Here is a 15633-nt window from a genome sequence, read left to right as displayed (position 1 = left end):
CTTGAACCTCAAAGCGGAACAGCCTAGCTAATCCCCCGCAACAGTTATGTTGCATCCGTGTGGCGACCTAACCGATGTCCAAATCCTTGGGTCGTCACACACCCTTCATCTCTAGCGCTTCCAACGCTCTGTCAGGCAGGCAAAAGAAACGCCGCGCCCCGAATTGCTGCAACTGCATTGCCGTCTTTCCCTCAAGGCGCGCACAAAATTGTCTAAAATTTGGACGCCCTCGGCGCTTCCGCCTACTTTTTGATCAGCGCGGGGCGCAAATCGCACCGCAACTGCGATTCTGCGTGTCATCCGCTCTGAACCGTCTCATGCCTCATAATTAGACACCCACAGGAATGGAGACGGACATCACTATCGAAATGCCTCTAATTGCGGCACAACCTGTGCCTGTGCAGCCTCGCGCCAAAGGCGTGCTGCGGGTATCCAGCAAACGTGCCGGTAACGCCTCGGTTCTGGACGATCTTTACCAATCCGGCGCCTCGAAACTGCTGTTTCCACGCACCGCTTCCCCTGCCCTGACAGCCGTCAGCCTGAACACCGCTGGCGGAATGACCGGCGGTGACCGGTTCGAAAACCATGCAAAGGCATCGACCAACAGCGAACTGACGCTGACCACCCAGGCCGCCGAGCGGATTTACCGGGCCCAGACCGGGCACGAGGCGCGCATCGCAACCGATCTCAGGGTGTCACCAGGCGCACGGCTGAATTGGCTGCCCCAGGAAACCATCCTGTTCAATCAATCCGCCCTGCGTCGCCGCCTGACCGCGGAACTGGCAACGGATGCCAAGTTGTTGATGGTTGAACCGATCGTCTTCGGACGCACGGCCATGGGCGAAACCGTGACGCAAGGCCACCTGCGCGACGTGGTGCGTATCCGGCGCGACGGGGCGTTGATATTTGCCGATGCGACGCGCCTTGAGGGTGAAATCGACCGGCACCTGACCTCGTCCGCCATCGCGGGCAAGGCTGGCGCCATGGCCAACATTCTCTACGCCGCCCCCGATGCCGAGCGGTTCTTGCCCGCGTTGCGCGCCCTTGTCCCTGGCACCGGCGGCGTCAGCCTGATCCGGCCGGGCGTGTTGTTCGGCCGTTTGCTGGCCGCTGACAGTTATCTCATGCGTCAAACGCTGATCCCGATGATCCAGACGTTGTTGACCGCGCCTCTTCCCAAAACATGGACGCTCTGACATGCAACTGACCCCCCGTGAAAAAGACAAGCTTCTGATCTCGATGGCCGCCGAGGTGGCGCGCAAACGGCTGGCGCGCGGCGTCAAGCTGAACCACCCCGAGGCGATTGCCCTGATCACCGACGCCGTTGTCGAAGGTGCCCGCGACGGACGCTCGGTGGCTGAAATGATGCAGGCCGGGGCCGAGGTTATTGCCCGCGATCAATGCATGGAGGGCGTCGCCGAGATGATCCACGACGTGCAGGTCGAAGCCACCTTTCCCGACGGAACCAAGCTGGTCACCGTCCACAACCCCATTCGCTGAGCAAAGGATATCCCGATGAAACCGATCACCAGCCTGATTGCACTTGTTCTGGTCGCCCCGGCCGCGATGGCCCATGACGGGGTGCACATCGTCCCGCATGACGCGACCAACTGGGCCACCGTCGCCGCCGGAATTGCCACCATCGCAGCCGCAGCAGCCATCGGATGGGCCAAGCGATGATCCCGGGCGAAGTTTTCCCGGCCGAAGGCATGCTGACCCTGAACGAAGGCGCGGATGCGATTACATTGCAAGTGGCCAATACCGGCGACCGTCCCGTGCAGGTCGGCAGCCATTACCATTTCGCCGAAACCAACCCGGCGCTGGACTTTGACCGCGACGCCGCGCACGGGCGCCGCCTGGACATTGCCGCCGGAACAGCCGTGCGGTTCGAACCCGGTCAGCGCCGCGACGTGACCCTGATCCCGCTTAGCGGCGCACGCCGCGTTTTCGGGTTCAACCAGGCCGTGATGGGGGACCTTTGATATGCCAAGCCAGATTTCACGCGCCGAATATGCTGCCATGTTCGGCCCCACAACGGGCGACAGGCTGCGCCTGGCCGATACCGACCTGATCATCGAGGTCGAACGCGACCTGACGGCCGACCGTGCAGGCACCGGCAACGCATCCGTCTACGGCGAAGAAGTCAAATTCGGCGGTGGCAAGGTCATCCGCGACGGCATGGGCCAAAGCCAAGTCACTCGCGCCGCAGGAGCCGTTGATACGGTCATCACGAATGCCCTGATCGTGGATCATTCCGGCATCTACAAGGCCGATGTCGGCCTGAAAGACGGGCGCATTGCCAAGATCGGCAAGGCCGGGAACCCCGATACGCAACCGGGTGTCGATATCATCGTGGGTCCGGGAACCGAGGCCATCGCGGGCGAAGGCAAGATCCTGACCGCCGGCGGGTTTGACAGCCACATCCATTTTATCTGCCCGCAACAGATCGAAGACGCGTTGCATTCCGGACTGACAACCATGCTGGGCGGCGGCACCGGCCCGGCCCACGGCACGATGGCCACCACCTGCACGCCCGGCCCCTGGCATATCGGGCGGATGTTGCAGGCGGCCGATGCTTTTCCGATGAACCTCGCCTTTGCGGGCAAGGGGAACGCGTCCCTGCCTGCCGCGCTTGAGGAACAGGTCAAAGGCGGCGCCTGTGCACTGAAACTGCATGAGGATTGGGGCACCACACCGGCGGCGATCGACTGCTGTCTGGGTGTGGCAGACGCGATGGATGTGCAGGTGATGATCCACACCGACACGCTGAATGAATCGGGCTTTGTCGAACACACGCTCAAGGCCATGAAAGGCCGCACCATCCACGCCTTTCACACCGAGGGCGCAGGCGGCGGGCATGCCCCCGACATCATCCGCATCTGCGGGGAAGAGCATGTTCTGCCCTCCTCCACCAACCCGACGCGTCCCTTTACCGTCAACACACTTGAGGAACACCTCGACATGTTGATGGTTTGTCATCACCTCGACAAATCCATCCCCGAAGACGTGGCATTCGCCGAAAGCCGCATCCGCCGCGAAACCATCGCAGCCGAGGATATCCTGCACGACATGGGCGCGTTTTCCATCATCGCGTCGGACAGTCAGGCGATGGGCCGCGTGGGCGAGGTTTTGATCCGCACCTGGCAGACTGCCGACAAGATGAAGAAACAGCGCGGTCGCCTGTCCGAGGAGCTCGGCGACAACGACAATTTCCGCGTGCGCCGATATATCGCGAAATACACGATCAACCCGGCCATTGCACACGGCATCTCGGGCGAAATCGGCAGTATCGAGGAAGGCAAACGCGCCGATCTGGTCCTGTGGAACCCGGCATTTTTCGGGGTGAAACCGGAAATGGTGCTGATGGCGGGCACCATCGTCTGCGCCCAGATGGGCGACCCCAACGCCAGTATCCCGACACCGCAACCGGTGTTTACCCGGCCCATGTTCGGGGCCTTTGGCCGGTCGGTCGAAAACTCAGCCGTGACCTTCGTATCCGAGGCCGCGCAGGCCGATGAGCTGGCGGACAAGCTGGGGCTGGCCAAGCAAACCGTCGCCGTGGCCAACACGCGCAACATCGGAAAATCCGATCTGCTGTTGAACAACGCCACCCCACATATCGAGGTGAACCCGGAAACCTATGACGTGCGCGCCGATGGTGAGCTGTTGACCTGTGAACCCGCAGAAGTGCTACCCATGGCGCAGCGATACTTTCTTTTTTGATCCAACGCGTTGCAACAAGACAAGGGACAAACTCATGACCAACCGCGCCCTGAAACATCTGCGCGCCGCCGACCTGTACGGCAAGAAACCACAGGACTTCGTGATCCTGGATTACGAGGCGCGGTTCCTGCGCCGCAAGGTTCTGACAACAGAAACAGGATCCAGCATCCTGGCCGATCTGGCGCAAACCGTTTCGCTCGATCAGGGCGATGCGCTGGAAATGGAAAACGGCGTCCTGATCGGGATCGAGGCCGCACCTGAACCCCTGTTGCGCGTATCGGGCGATAACCTGCCGCGTCTGGCGTGGCACATCGGAAATCGCCACACGCCCTGCCAGATCAAAGCCGATCACCTGCTGATCCAACGCGATCACGTGATCATGGCAATGCTGGCCCATCTGGGGGCCGATATGACCGAAGTAACCGAACCCTTTACCCCCGAAGGCGGCGCATACGGGCATGGGCGCACCCACGCGCATGAACATGGCAAAACCGTTCACACGCACGATCATGCCCATTCTCATGACCACGATCACGCACACAGCCATGATCACTGACTCCGCCCTTTTGACACTGGCCCAATGGCTGTCGCCCGCCTATCCGCTGGGGTCGTTCAGCTATAGCCACGGGCTGGAATGGGCGGTCGAGGATCAGCAGGTCATCGACACCGACAGTTTCCGCGCCTGGCTGGGCGATATCCTTGCGCATGGTGCCGGGCGCAACGATACGATCCTGCTCGGAAACGCCTACCACAGTGATCGCGAAGGGCTGGCCGAACTGGATGAACTGGCCCGCGCTTTTGCCCCCTCGGCCGAGCGTCTGCTGGAAACAACCCAGCAAGGTGGCGCTTTCTGCAAGACCACGACGGCGATCTGGGGCGCCGATCTGCCAGAGCTGACATTCCCCGTCGCACTGGGGTACGCCGCCGCACAACAAGGCATCCCGCTGGGCCAAACGGCGGCCATGTACCTGCATGCCTTTGCCAGCACCCTGACCTCGGCCGCCATCCGCCTGATCCCGTTGGGCCAGACCAACGGGCAATCCGTATTGGCGGCCTTGTCGCCGCTCTGCGAAACCATCGCGCGGGACAATGTCACCCTGTCGACCGACGATCTGGGCGGTGCGACGTTTCTGGCCGATATCGCCTCGATGAAACACGAAACTCAATACACAAGGTTGTTCCGCTCATGACGTCTCCTCATGGTCCATTGCGCATTGGAATCGGCGGCCCGGTGGGCGCGGGTAAAACCACGCTGACCGCCGCCCTTTGCCGCGCCCTGTCGCCCCGGTTTTCGGTCGGGGCCATCACCAATGACATCTACACCCAGGAAGACGCCGAGGCGCTGATGCGCATGCAGGCCCTGCCCTCGGACCGGATCATCGGGGTCGAGACCGGCGGCTGCCCGCACACGGCGATCCGCGAAGACGCATCGATCAATCTGGCCGCCGTGGACGAAATGCGCAAACGCCACCCGGATGTTGAGCTTCTCTTGATCGAATCCGGCGGTGACAACCTGTCCGCAACCTTCTCGCCCGAACTGGCCGACTTGACAATTTACGTCATCGACGTGGCCGCGGGCGAGGAAATCCCACGAAAAGGCGGGCCAGCCATTACAAAATCGGACATCTTGGTGATAAACAAGACCGATCTGGCCCCCTATGTCGGCGCGTCGCTTGAGGTTATGGATCGCGACAGCACCCGCATGCGCGGAGAGCGCCCTTATCTCTTTGCCTCTCTCAAGGTCGGCAAAGGCGTTGACGACATCGTCGCCAGGATTTGTGAAATTGGCGGGCTGTAGGACCACCGGCCAAGATCAGGCGCGGATCTGGACGGGGTGAGCCCGGCCGTTCTGCCCAAAGGCCTCTGAATCGGCCAGTGTCTTGGGCCATTTGATCAGGATAGCCGCGCAACCCTCGACGCCATTGGCCTCGATCGTGCCGAGGCTGTCTGACGTCAGCACCCTCCGGACAGGCTTAGCGGTTTGAGCAACGGTGGATTTCTGGTTCATCGAAGCCCTCAAGGAGCGAAGATAAATAAGAAACCCGAAACATCGAAGGATACTGCTGACAAGTTTGTGAGTCACATTTCGTCTGCGACCGTCATTCTTCGGCCTTTCCGCGCAGCAGCGATTGTGCCGTGTAGACCAATATCGCCATCCCGATTGCTCCCATCCCTGCAACACCCAACAGCACGATCACATCAATAGGACCACCGATGTCACGCAGATGGGAATGGGTCATGACCTGTACGAAAACAACGGCAACCACCGCACCAATTGGCATCGACAGTTGTGCCAGAAGGAATTTCCGCATGGACATCGAACGGTCGCGGATCAGCACGTATAAATAGGCCAGTGTAACGACGACAGCCGCTGCGACCATAATCCAAAACAGCGTGCGGCCAAAAATCTCTTCGAATACGGCGATTAGGGTCTCTGGCGTTAATTGTTCCATGATAGGTCTCCTCAGGCTTTGCCGCGCAGCATTGCGTTGTAGGTGGCTTTCAATGCCACTTCCTTCATCAACCAGCTGATCCACAGTTCCTCCAAGGGCGCGATCACGCCTGGGAACGATGGGGTCAGATTGTTGTGGTAGTCGAAGTCGATCATTCTCTCGCGCGAGGTCTAAATCCGCTTTGGACACCACATCTGTGTCCCTATGCGCCGTGATCCATTTGTTCAGCGTCGACATGCCAACACCCAGATCATCAGCCACCTGCTTGCGCGTTAGCCCGCTGGTCAGCGCGATACGCACCGCATCTGCTCGGAATTCGTCCGTTCGTTTCAGTCCCATAGTCAGTCTCCTTTGTTGCAGTAAATGCTATCAAAGGAGCGGCATCAAACCGCGACAGGTCCATTTTGCCTATACCCGCGTCTCAACCGTCAAGCAGGGCGACGGTGTTTCGCTTGAAGCCCAAAGGGACGCAATTGTGGCTTTTGCAGAACGAAAAGGCCTGAATATTACCCGGTGGTATGAGGAAAAAGAAACCGCCGCAAAGCGCGGTCGGCCGGTTTTTGATGATCTAATAAAGTCTCTGCAGAAAGGCGAAGCCGCCGGTCTGATTGTGCACAAGATCGACCGTTCTGCGCGAAATTTCTCAGACTGGGCGCGCATTGGCGAATTGCTGGATAGTGGTGTTGATGTGCATCTGGCGCATGAAAACCTGGATATGCGTTCGCGTGGCGGACGCCTCACCGCTGACGTTCAGGCAGTCATTGCTGCCGATTACGTTCGTAATCTTCGTGAAGAGTGCTTGAAAGGGATGGAAGGCCGCCTGAAACAGGGGCTGTTTCCTTGGGCCGCTCCAATCGGATACCTTGATCAGGGTGGGGGTAAGCCGAAAACACCGGATCCAAAGCGGGCGCCCTTTGTCCGACAAGCGTTTGAGCTCTACGCCACTCAGCAATACTCCTTGCGGGGGCTGCAGGCAGAACTGAACCGCCGTGGGTTCAGGAACCGCAGCGGCAAGCCGATTTCAAAAACCTGCCTCGAAAACATGATGAGCAATCCGTTCTATCATGGCTATGTCCGCCTCAAACGAACGGAGAGGATTTACAAGGGCCTCCATGAGCCTCTGATCTCCACGGCACTTTTCAACCGCGTTCAGGACTTGAAATCTGGTCGCCAGAACAAGAAGGAAACGCGTCATAACCATATCTATCGCAAGCTGATCGCCTGCGGGCATTGCGGACGGTCGCTGATCGGGGAATGGCAGAAAGGCCGCGTGTATTACCGGTGCCATACCAGCGACTGTCCAACCACGAGCATCCGCGAGGATATTTTCGAAGCGGTGGTTGCATCGGAGCTTCAGGGGCTGAAGCTGAGCAGGATCGACGAAAAACGCCTTACAACGCGCATGCGGAAATTACTCAGGACACGGGCACCCGAGAAGGACAAGCGCGCCGTGGAACTCCAGCTCAGCAATGTCAAAGGGCGCCTGGATCAGCTGACAGATGCACTTCTGGATCAGCTTATTGACAAGGCAACCTTCAGCGACCGCAAACAAAGGCTCCTCGAAGAACAGGACATCCTGGAAAAGGCGCTGGCTGAGATCGGAAAAACCAGCACTGGAGAGGTATTGATCGCAAAATACCTCGAACTGACAAAAAACCTTATTTTGCTTTACAGATTAGCAGATCGCACCCAGAAAGCCCGATTGGCAAAAATCGCATTGTCGAACTGCTCGCTGACCAACAAATCCCTTTCCCTAGAACCCCAGAATTGGCTTCAGGATGTCGACACCACCCTTGCTGTCCTATGTGGTGCACCAGTCAGGGACAGAACTCGAACTTTTGAGTTGATCCAGACAAAGCTTGCAGAAGTCGAAGAGATTGCCCAGCAAACCCAATTGACTAACACGACCTAGGTGGAATGTTCGCAAACTTTGATCACCCAAAGGTTACTACAGATCGAATAACACAGCCCGAGCCTATACTGAGCCTATAAAAAAACAACAACATATAAGTCTTTGATTTTATGGTGCCCGGGGGCGGAATCGAACCACCGACACGAGGATTTTCAATCCACTGCTCTACCCCTGAGCTACCCGGGCACGGGAAAGGCGGATGCCTTTGGGTGGGCGCGTTCTAGGCTTTCAATGCGCGGGTGTCCAGAGGCTTTTTCAGCCCTGCGCACTCAATGCGGTTTGCGTGTTGCCGCTTCGGCTTCCTCATGGGCTTTTTCAATGTCTTCCGGGTCTTGCGATGGCACCGCATAGGACCCGTTCAACCACTTACCCAGGTCCCGGTCCGCGCAGCGACGCGAACAGAAGGGCCGGTATTTCGGGTCCGTATCATTGCTACAGAGAGGGCAGCTCATTTCAACACCTCCTTCAGCGGAATTCGGCCGCGTTTGCGTTGAAGTTCGAAATGGCCCAGCGGGGTCCAGCCGACCAATGTGGTTTCTTCGGTGTCGGCACGGAATGCCGCCCGCAGAGCGGTTTCGAAGGCGCGGCGGTCCTTTTTCGGCATCGGGGCCAGATCGATGGCGATCTGTCCGCCCAAGCCACGCACACGCAACGCCCTAGGCAGGGCGCGCGCGCAAGCCATGTTGGCCTTGATCCCCGCAGCAAGCGACGTGTCAGACCCTGTATTCACATCCACCGCCACAAGGGCACGGGTCGGCTCAATATAGGCATGTGCGCCGCCTGACAGCGGCTCGGACGCGCCCAGTGCCACATCCACGGCCTCAAGAACGCCGTGATCGGCAAACCCGCCAGGCGTGGTCACCACCTCTGCGGGCTCGCTCCATTCGCGCCAAGCGATGGCATGCGGACCGTCGCCTTCGATCAGGGTTTCGAGCTCGTCGCCACTGTCGGACATGACCTGACGGGCGAGGGAACACATGTCCGCGATATCGTCGGCAATGGCCTCTCTCTCGGCACCCGCGGCGGCCGAGCGCAAGATCAGGCCAAACCCGTCTTCGCCCATCGACTCATGCGCGATTTCCAGCAGCCTGTCGCGTTCGTCCTCATCCCGGATGCTGCGCGAAATGTTCAGCCCAGGCGCGTCCGGCGTGACAATCGCATAGCGGCTTTTGAAAAGAAGTTTCTCGGTGACCGGAATCGCCTTGCCCGGCTCTGCAAAGCCCGTGACCTGAACCAGCAGTCTTGCGCCGGCTGCCAGCCCTTTGACCTGACGCAGGAACGCAGGCCCGTCCGGAGTTGCAAGGAACATGCCGCCCTGCCCCTTGACCGGACGGTCAGCCCGGGCGCGATAGATCGTTCCGGGTGCGGGCGCCGCCCCTTGGACAAGAAGATCCTCAAGCCTGCCGTCGACCATGAGCGCGGCGGCCTCCACCCCGTTCAGATGGTCCAGAATGATCGTTCGACCCTTCACACCTTACCCCCATAGAGCGGATAGCCCGCTGTTTGCAAAAGGGTTGCGGTTTCGCAGAGCGGCAAGCCCACAATCCCTGTAAATGATCCCGATATCCAAGGGATCAGCGCCCCTGCGGGCCCCTGAATGGCATAGCCGCCGGCCTTGCCCTGCCAGTCATCCGTCGCCAGATATGCGTTCAGTTCGGCATCGGACAGACGTTTCATCCGCACCTGGCTGACCACGTCCCTTTGCCAGATCTTGTCGCCCCGGCGCACCGCAACCGACGTGATCACGCTGTGACGGCGCCCGGACAGGGCCAACAGGAATTCGGCCGCTTCCCCCGCATCATTGGGTTTACCCAGAATGCGGCGGCCCAGGGCCACAGTGGTATCGGCGCACAGGACGATATCGTCCGGTTCGGCGCTGACGGCCACGACCTTTTCCCGCGCAATGCGGGCGCAATAAGGGCGCGGTAATTCGCCCTTGCGCGGGTCTTCATCGATGTCAGGTGGTCTTACTGCATCGGGGGTTACCCCGAGTTGCGCCAAAAGATCCAGCCGCCGGGGGCTTCCGGATCCCAGAATAAGCGCCATGTTTCAGCGTTACTTGAAACGATAGTTGATCCGACCCTTGGTCAGATCATAGGGGGTCATCTCGACCTGTACCTTGTCGCCAGCCAGAACGCGGATGCGGTTCTTGCGCATCTTGCCTGCCGTGTGTGCGATGATTTCATGGCCATTTTCAAGCTCGACCCGAAACGTCGCATTGGGCAGGAGTTCCTTCACGACACCGGGAAATTCGAGCGTATCTTCCTTGGCCATGTTCTCTCCATCACAATTTCGCCTGCCAGTGTGCAGGACGTGCGCTTAAATGAGGGCAAATGCCCCGTTTTTCAAGGGCGCAATGCACATGTGGCCGTTTTTTCACCACAGCGTGACACTGCGACAAAGACAATCACTGGAAATTCAGTGCCATTCAAGTCTGTCAGACACGCTCAGGCATGTGAAATCACAACCCCCGCATCCAGAATTGCAGGGGTTTTGATGTCTCTTGCGGCTGATCGATGTCTTTCCATGAGAATTCGGCGATCACACCCTTTAGCGGCGCATACCCGCGGGCGCGCCAGAATTCATCCAGGGGGCGGTAGGTTTTTGGCCGTAACGGGTGATCGGCAGGGCGAACCACGGCACAGAAGGCGCAGTTTGCATATCCCAGATGCCGCGCATGGGCCTCGCGCAGGTCAAAGAACCGGTGCCCGATCCCCTTGCCGCGGCAGGCCGGCAACAGAACCGATTCCGCACAATAAAATACGTCGCCCAGATCAATGCCGGTTCCCTTGAATGCCTGAGCAAAGTCGTTCGCATGATCCGCAAGCGGCGTGCCCGTAGATGCGCCGACAAGGCGATCGCCATCAAAAGCCCCGACCAAGACCGCGCTGGCACTGTTGCGATAGGTTTGAAGATAGCGACGCTCGTATTCGACATCACCGTCATAGAGATACGGCCAGTCGCGGAACACCTCGATGCGCAGGGCTGCCACATCATCCAGCGCCGCAGCCAGCGCCGGTCCAGTCAGAACGCGCACGTCCATCAGGACACCTGCCGCACCCAATCCGCAAGATTGTAATAGGTGGTCACCCGCGCGATCTTGCCATCCCGGATGTCGAAAAAGGATCCGGCCGGCAGGCGATAGGTCTGCCCCTTGGCTTCGGGCAGTCCGTCGTCGGTTTCCAGATAGGTGCCATTGACCACATATTCGGCGGCCGCGCGGCTGCCATCGCCCCCCGACAGGATGACCATATCGGTCAGTTCCTCGCGGTAACACCGGCTCATGTGATCGCAAAAGGATTTGAACAGGTCCTTGCCGGTGCGGATCCGCCCTTCGTTGACATGGTGGGCCACGTCATCGGTCAGACACTCCAGCATGCCCGCCGTGTCGCCCGCGTTGAAGGCTTTGAAATACTGCGCAACCACATCCATCACACCACCTCCGTCGGTTCGCCAAATCGGTCTATCAGCCGTTCGATGATCTGGTCGCGCGCCTGCCGATAGGCGGCCAGCTTTTCCTCGCGCGTTTCGCCCAGGCCCGTGGGATCAAGGATCGGCCAGTATTCCACTTCAAGGTGAAAATACCGGGTCAGTTCCAGCGCCCGGCGCTGGCTGGCCGGCGACAGCGCCACCACCAGATCAAAAGAACTGAGGTCGTCGCCCCATTGTTCCATCTCGTCAAAGGACCGCGACCGATGCCGCGCCAGTTCGACATCGATCTCCTGACAGACCGCGATCGAGAACCCGTCGATCTCCATGTCATTCCTGACCCCGACGGACTGCACATAGGTCCCGGTACCATAGAATTTTTTCATGATCCCCTCGGCCATGGGGGACCGCGCCGCGTTATGATCGCAGCAAAACAGGACCGACTGCGGAAGCTCCGGCAACGCTCAGCCCCCGAAATGCAGAACGCAGATCAAGGTGAACAACCGCCGCGCGGTATCGGTATCCAGTTCAACCTTACCCTCCAGTCGTTCCTGCAAAACCCGGCTGCCTTCATTGTGGATGCCACGGCGCGCCATATCAATGGTTTCGATCTGGCTGGGCGGGAGGGTTTTCACCGCGTCGAAATAGCTTTCGCAGATCTGGAAATAATCTTTCACCACTTGCCGGAACGGTCCAAGGGACAGGTGAAACTCGGCGGCCTGCTGTTCATCCGCTGTCTCAACATCGAACACCAACCGCTTGTCACGAATCGACAAATTCAGATGATAGGGTCCCTCGGGCACCTCCCGGTCATCGCGTTTGGGCAACACGAAATGATTCTGCTCCAGCAGATCGAAAATGGCGACCTTGCGCTCCTGTTCGATCTCGGGCGTGGGCGGGGGCAGGCCCGCATCATCAAGTTCGATATCAACGATATGTGACATGGACGGTTACCTGTTCAAATGGTCAAGACGGGCGCGAACCGAAAGTCCATGCGCCTCGAGGCTTTCGGATTGCGCCAGTTTTTCAGCCGAGGGTCCGATAGCACGCAACGCATCCGGTGTCATCCGCGCCACGGTGGTGCGCTTGAGGAAATCCATCACCGACAACCCCGATGAGAACCGGGCCGAGCGCGCCGTGGGCAGAACGTGGTTTGGTCCACCGACATAATCCCCGATAGCCTCGGGCGTCCATTTACCAAGGAACAAGGCCCCGGCATGTACTGTCTTGTCGGCCAGCGTCTCGGGGTCGGCGACACAGAGTTCAAGGTGTTCGGGCGCAATGCGGTTTGACAGGGCCGCAGCCTCATCCAGATCACGCACAACAATCACGGCCCCGAAATCGCGCCAGCTGGCCCCGGCGATGGCGCGCCGTTCCAGCGTTTCCAGACGTTTGTCCACCGCATCCGCAACGGCCTGTCCGAATGCCGCGTCATCCGTAATCAACAGCGACTGCGCGCTTTCGTCATGTTCCGCCTGGCTCAGCAGATCCAGCGCGATCCAGTCGGGATCGTTGTCCTTGTCGGCGATGACCAGAATTTCGGACGGTCCGGCAATCATGTCGATTCCGACCTTGCCGAACACGCGCCGCTTGGCCGCCGCAACAAAGGCGTTGCCGGGGCCGGTGATCTTGTCCACCGGCGCAATGGTTTGGGTGCCATAGGCCAGCGCCGCGATCGCCTGCGCCCCGCCAATGCGGTAAATCTCGTCCACGCCGGCGATTTGCGCAGCCAGCAGCACCAGCGGGTTTATCACCCCGTCCGGCGTTGGCACCGTGATGGCCAGCCGTTCCACCCCGGCGACCTTGGCCGGAATCGCGTTCATCAGAACCGACGAGGGATAGGACGCCAGCCCGCCGGGCACATAGAGCCCCGCCGCGGACACAGCCGACCACCGCCAGCCCAATGTCGCCCCTTCCGGGTCGGTCCACTGGTCGTCCTGCGGCATCTGGCGCACGTGATAGGCGCGGATACGTTCCGCCGCCAGTTCCAGCGCCTTGCGGTCCGCGTTTGGCACCTGGGCCACCGCTGCATTCACCTCATCCGGGGTGATGGCCAGCGTCGCAGGGGTCAGATCCAGACGATCGAATTTCGATGTCAGCTCGATCACGGCCGCATCCCCCCGCGCCCGCACATCCGCAATAATATCGGCCACGATGGCATCAACATCCGGGCTATCTTCGCGTTTCGCGTTCAAAAGCGCCGCAAAGGCGGTGTCGAAATCAGGGGCGGTCGTATCAAGGAATACGGGCATGGCAAGGTCTCCGGCATACGCGCCAAGCCTTATCGGCGGTACGGCCCGATCTCAAGAGATCCGACGCGAATGATTGCCGGACGCGGCGATCTAACCCGGCCTTCCGAGTGGTCGCTCAGTCCCTGTGCGTCGGGATTTTTCCGGAAACGGCGCGATAAGGGCGCGTCACATCCTTGAGCGAAACCTCAAGCGCCTCGACCTCAAGACGGATCGCCCCGTCCCCGGCCAGGGTCAGCAACACCTGCCCTGCCTCGTCCTCGCCCGGTTCAAACGTGACGGACAAAAGCGACAGGATGACATCCTTGTCGCTGCGATCCACCCCTTGCGAGGAAACCCGCAGCACGTTGTCCACCACCAGCAGCGATCGCACACGCTCAACCGGGCGGTTGCGCCGCTCGGCTACCGCCCGATCTTCCCAGCGGAACCGGTTCAGCAACAGGGCGAACCGGCGCTCGGCCGGGCGCCAGGTCATGTCGGTGATCGGAAAAACGGCATCTTGGACCAGCGATGAAATGACCTGCAGGTCATCACCGTCCAGCGCGCCCAGGTTCACTGGCCGTTCGGCCCCTTCTTCAAAGGTTGCATCCTGGCTCATTGGTCCTTGATCCGTTCGATTTTGGCGCCAACGCCTTCGAGTTTGCGCACCACATGCTCATACCCGCGGTCCAGATGATAGACCCGGCTGACGGTGGTTTCCCCCTCGGCCGCCAATCCGGCCAGGATCAGCGACACGCTTGCGCGCAGGTCCGTCGCCATCACCGGCGCGCCCTTCAACCGTTCAACCCCGGTCACCGTCGCAGTGCCGCCGTGGACGTCGATCTTGGCCCCCATGCGGATAAGTTCAGGCGCGTGCATGAACCGGTTCTCGAAAATCTTTTCTTCCAGAACGCTGACCCCGTCGGCCGTGCACAGCAACGCCATCATCTGCGCCTGCAAATCGGTCGGAAACCCGGGGAACGGTTCGGTCGTAACATTCACCGCTTTGATGGAATCGCCGCGCCGTTTGACGCTCAGGCCCTTTTCGGTGTCTGTCACCTCGATCCCGGCCTCGTCCAGCTTGTCACAAAAGGCCCCGATCAAATCGCGCCGCCCGCCCAGCAACTCAACCTCGCCGCCGCAAATGGCCGGGGCCAGCATGTAAGTGCCCAGTTCGATTCGGTCGGTGACAACCGGATGGGTCGCGCCATGCAGCCGGTCAACGCCCTGCACCGTGATCGTGTCGGTGCCGTCACCCTCAATCTGTGCGCCCATCTTGCGCAGGCAATCGGCCAGATCGACGATCTCGGGTTCGCGCGCGGCCTGTTTGATGACCGTGGTGCCCTTGGCCAGCGTTGCCGCCATCAGCACATTTTCGGTCGCGCCCACGGACACGAACGGAAACTCGACCATCCCGCCCTTCAGCCCGCCGGGCGCCTTGGCGTGCACGTAACCATCGCGCAACTCCATTTCCGCCCCCAGCGCCTCAAGCGCCTTGAGATGCAGATCGACCGGCCGCGCGCCAATCGCACAGCCCCCGGGCAGAGACACGACCGCATGCCCGTCCCGCGCCAGCATCGGCCCCAGAACAAGGATCGAAGCGCGCATCTTGCGCACGATGTCATAGTCGGCAGTGTGGTTGTTCAGATCATGGCTCGACAAGGCCAGCACCTGACCATCCTGAAGGCTCGTCACCTCGGCCCCCAACGATGCCAGCAATTCGGTCATGGTGCGAATGTCGCTCAGACGTGGCGCATTGGTCAGCGTCAGCGGTTCATCGCTCAGCAAGGTCGCTGGCATCAGGGTCAGACAGGCGTTCTTGGCCCCCGCAATCGGGATTTGCCCGGCCAACGGGCCGTTTCCTGTCACTATGATCGAATCCATCTGC

22 protein-coding genes, 1 tRNA gene and 2 pseudogenes are annotated in these 15633 nt (G+C 60.1%); 9 read left to right on the top strand and 16 right to left on the bottom strand.

The features are described 5' to 3' along the window. Nucleotides 1-398 precede the first annotated feature (398 nt). From ACXYMO_RS10235 to ureG, 8 genes are read left to right on the top strand one after another with little or no spacing between them, the layout of a single operon-like run. Entirely contained in the window at nucleotides 399-1196 is a 798-nt protein-coding gene (locus ACXYMO_RS10235) for an urease accessory protein UreD (RefSeq protein WP_458878593.1), read from the top strand. 1 nt (nucleotide 1197) lies between these two features. Further along, a complete protein-coding gene (locus ACXYMO_RS10230; RefSeq protein ID WP_458878592.1) occupies nucleotides 1198-1500 on the top strand; it encodes an urease subunit gamma in 303 nt (100 codons plus the stop codon). A 15-nt stretch (nucleotides 1501-1515) separates the two neighbouring features. Next, on the top strand, nucleotides 1516-1680 hold the full coding sequence (locus ACXYMO_RS10225; protein ID WP_458878591.1) for a hypothetical protein: 165 nt from the start codon (nucleotides 1516-1518) through the stop codon (nucleotides 1678-1680). Beyond that, nucleotides 1677-1982, top strand: coding sequence for an urease subunit beta (locus tag ACXYMO_RS10220; protein ID WP_458879075.1), 306 nt, complete (start codon nucleotides 1677-1679; stop codon nucleotides 1980-1982). The genes ACXYMO_RS10225 and ACXYMO_RS10220 overlap by 4 nt, the downstream gene beginning before the upstream one ends. A gap of 1 nt (nucleotide 1983) precedes the next feature. Next, nucleotides 1984-3723: an urease subunit alpha gene (gene ureC, locus ACXYMO_RS10215; protein WP_458878590.1), complete on the top strand. Its 1740-nt coding sequence runs from the start codon at nucleotides 1984-1986 to the stop codon at nucleotides 3721-3723. 34 nt (nucleotides 3724-3757) lie between these two features. After that, the gene (gene ureE / locus ACXYMO_RS10210; protein ID WP_458878589.1) at nucleotides 3758-4279 is read left to right on the top strand and encodes an urease accessory protein UreE; all 522 of its coding nucleotides are present in this window, start codon (nucleotides 3758-3760) and stop codon (nucleotides 4277-4279) included. Then, nucleotides 4269-4913 (top strand): urease accessory protein UreF, encoded by a 645-nt coding sequence (locus ACXYMO_RS10205; RefSeq protein WP_458878588.1) that lies wholly within the window; start codon nucleotides 4269-4271, stop codon nucleotides 4911-4913. Before ureE ends, ACXYMO_RS10205 begins: the two co-directional genes overlap by 11 nt. Next, a complete protein-coding gene (gene ureG / locus ACXYMO_RS10200) occupies nucleotides 4910-5521 on the top strand; it encodes an urease accessory protein UreG (protein ID WP_458878587.1) in 612 nt (203 codons plus the stop codon). Before ACXYMO_RS10205 ends, ureG begins: the two co-directional genes overlap by 4 nt. A 15-nt stretch (nucleotides 5522-5536) precedes the next feature. On the opposite strand, the gene ACXYMO_RS10195 is transcribed toward ureG, so the two are convergent. From ACXYMO_RS10195 to ACXYMO_RS10180, 4 genes and pseudogenes are all read right to left on the bottom strand, one after another. Then, nucleotides 5537-5731, bottom strand: a complete 195-nt coding sequence (locus ACXYMO_RS10195; RefSeq protein ID WP_458878586.1) for a hypothetical protein — start codon at nucleotides 5729-5731, stop codon at nucleotides 5537-5539. Between the two features lie 91 nt (nucleotides 5732-5822). Continuing rightward, nucleotides 5823-6251: a DUF5368 domain-containing protein gene (locus ACXYMO_RS10190; RefSeq protein WP_458879074.1), complete on the bottom strand. Its 429-nt coding sequence runs from the start codon at nucleotides 6249-6251 to the stop codon at nucleotides 5823-5825. Further along, nucleotides 6188-6325, bottom strand: a pseudogene (locus tag ACXYMO_RS10185) (pyridine nucleotide-disulfide oxidoreductase); the annotation flags it as partial. The gene ACXYMO_RS10190 and the pseudogene ACXYMO_RS10185, both read right to left, overlap by 64 nt. Then, a pseudogene (locus ACXYMO_RS10180) lies at nucleotides 6318-6515 on the bottom strand (transposase); the annotation flags it as partial. The pseudogenes ACXYMO_RS10180 and ACXYMO_RS10185, both read right to left, overlap by 8 nt. 43 nt (nucleotides 6516-6558) lie before the next feature. Here ACXYMO_RS10180 and ACXYMO_RS10175 point away from each other — a divergent pair. Further along, nucleotides 6559-8088, top strand: coding sequence for a recombinase family protein (locus ACXYMO_RS10175; protein ID WP_458879073.1), 1530 nt, complete (start codon nucleotides 6559-6561; stop codon nucleotides 8086-8088). A 111-nt stretch (nucleotides 8089-8199) separates the two neighbouring features. Here the strand turns inward: ACXYMO_RS10175 and ACXYMO_RS10170 are convergent. The 12 genes from ACXYMO_RS10170 to murA form a co-directional block, all read right to left on the bottom strand. Beyond that, nucleotides 8200-8274: transfer RNA gene (locus ACXYMO_RS10170), tRNA-Phe, on the bottom strand. Between the two features lie 83 nt (nucleotides 8275-8357). Next, nucleotides 8358-8540 carry a DNA gyrase inhibitor YacG gene (locus ACXYMO_RS10165; RefSeq protein ID WP_458878585.1) on the bottom strand — a complete coding sequence of 61 codons (183 nt, stop codon included), beginning with the start codon at nucleotides 8538-8540 and terminating at the stop codon, nucleotides 8358-8360. Then, nucleotides 8537-9559, bottom strand: a complete 1023-nt coding sequence (locus tag ACXYMO_RS10160) for a ribonuclease E/G (RefSeq protein ID WP_458878584.1) — start codon at nucleotides 9557-9559, stop codon at nucleotides 8537-8539. The genes ACXYMO_RS10165 and ACXYMO_RS10160 overlap by 4 nt, the downstream gene beginning before the upstream one ends. Beyond that, the gene (locus ACXYMO_RS10155) at nucleotides 9556-10134 is read right to left on the bottom strand and encodes a Maf family protein (protein ID WP_458878583.1); all 579 of its coding nucleotides are present in this window, start codon (nucleotides 10132-10134) and stop codon (nucleotides 9556-9558) included. The genes ACXYMO_RS10160 and ACXYMO_RS10155 overlap by 4 nt, the downstream gene beginning before the upstream one ends. A 9-nt stretch (nucleotides 10135-10143) precedes the next feature. Then, nucleotides 10144-10362, bottom strand: coding sequence for a translation initiation factor IF-1 (gene infA / locus ACXYMO_RS10150; RefSeq protein ID WP_005978431.1), 219 nt, complete (start codon nucleotides 10360-10362; stop codon nucleotides 10144-10146). A gap of 187 nt (nucleotides 10363-10549) precedes the next feature. After that, nucleotides 10550-11131, bottom strand: coding sequence for a GNAT family N-acetyltransferase (locus ACXYMO_RS10145; RefSeq protein WP_458878582.1), 582 nt, complete (start codon nucleotides 11129-11131; stop codon nucleotides 10550-10552). Next, the gene (locus tag ACXYMO_RS10140; RefSeq protein WP_458878581.1) at nucleotides 11131-11520 is read right to left on the bottom strand and encodes a ketosteroid isomerase-related protein; all 390 of its coding nucleotides are present in this window, start codon (nucleotides 11518-11520) and stop codon (nucleotides 11131-11133) included. Before ACXYMO_RS10140 ends, ACXYMO_RS10145 begins: the two co-directional genes overlap by 1 nt. Next, entirely contained in the window at nucleotides 11520-11978 is a 459-nt protein-coding gene (locus ACXYMO_RS10135) for an arsenate-mycothiol transferase ArsC (protein WP_458878580.1), read from the bottom strand. Before ACXYMO_RS10135 ends, ACXYMO_RS10140 begins: the two co-directional genes overlap by 1 nt. A gap of 3 nt (nucleotides 11979-11981) precedes the next feature. After that, on the bottom strand, nucleotides 11982-12461 hold the full coding sequence (locus ACXYMO_RS10130) for a UPF0262 family protein (protein WP_458878579.1): 480 nt from the start codon (nucleotides 12459-12461) through the stop codon (nucleotides 11982-11984). A 6-nt stretch (nucleotides 12462-12467) separates the two neighbouring features. Then, nucleotides 12468-13769 carry a histidinol dehydrogenase gene (hisD, locus tag ACXYMO_RS10125; protein ID WP_458878578.1) on the bottom strand — a complete coding sequence of 434 codons (1302 nt, stop codon included), beginning with the start codon at nucleotides 13767-13769 and terminating at the stop codon, nucleotides 12468-12470. Nucleotides 13770-13884: 115 nt separating this feature from the next. After that, the gene (locus ACXYMO_RS10120) at nucleotides 13885-14364 is read right to left on the bottom strand and encodes a DUF2948 family protein (RefSeq protein ID WP_458878577.1); all 480 of its coding nucleotides are present in this window, start codon (nucleotides 14362-14364) and stop codon (nucleotides 13885-13887) included. Further along, complete coding sequence (gene murA, locus ACXYMO_RS10115) at nucleotides 14361-15629, bottom strand: UDP-N-acetylglucosamine 1-carboxyvinyltransferase (protein ID WP_458878576.1); 1269 nt, start codon at nucleotides 15627-15629, stop codon at nucleotides 14361-14363. The genes ACXYMO_RS10120 and murA overlap by 4 nt, the downstream gene beginning before the upstream one ends. Between the last annotated feature and the right edge of the window lie 4 nt (nucleotides 15630-15633).

It is taken from the genome of Arenibacterium sp. CAU 1754, assembly GCF_054482635.1.
This window is presented reverse-complemented; position numbering and strand designations above follow the sequence as displayed.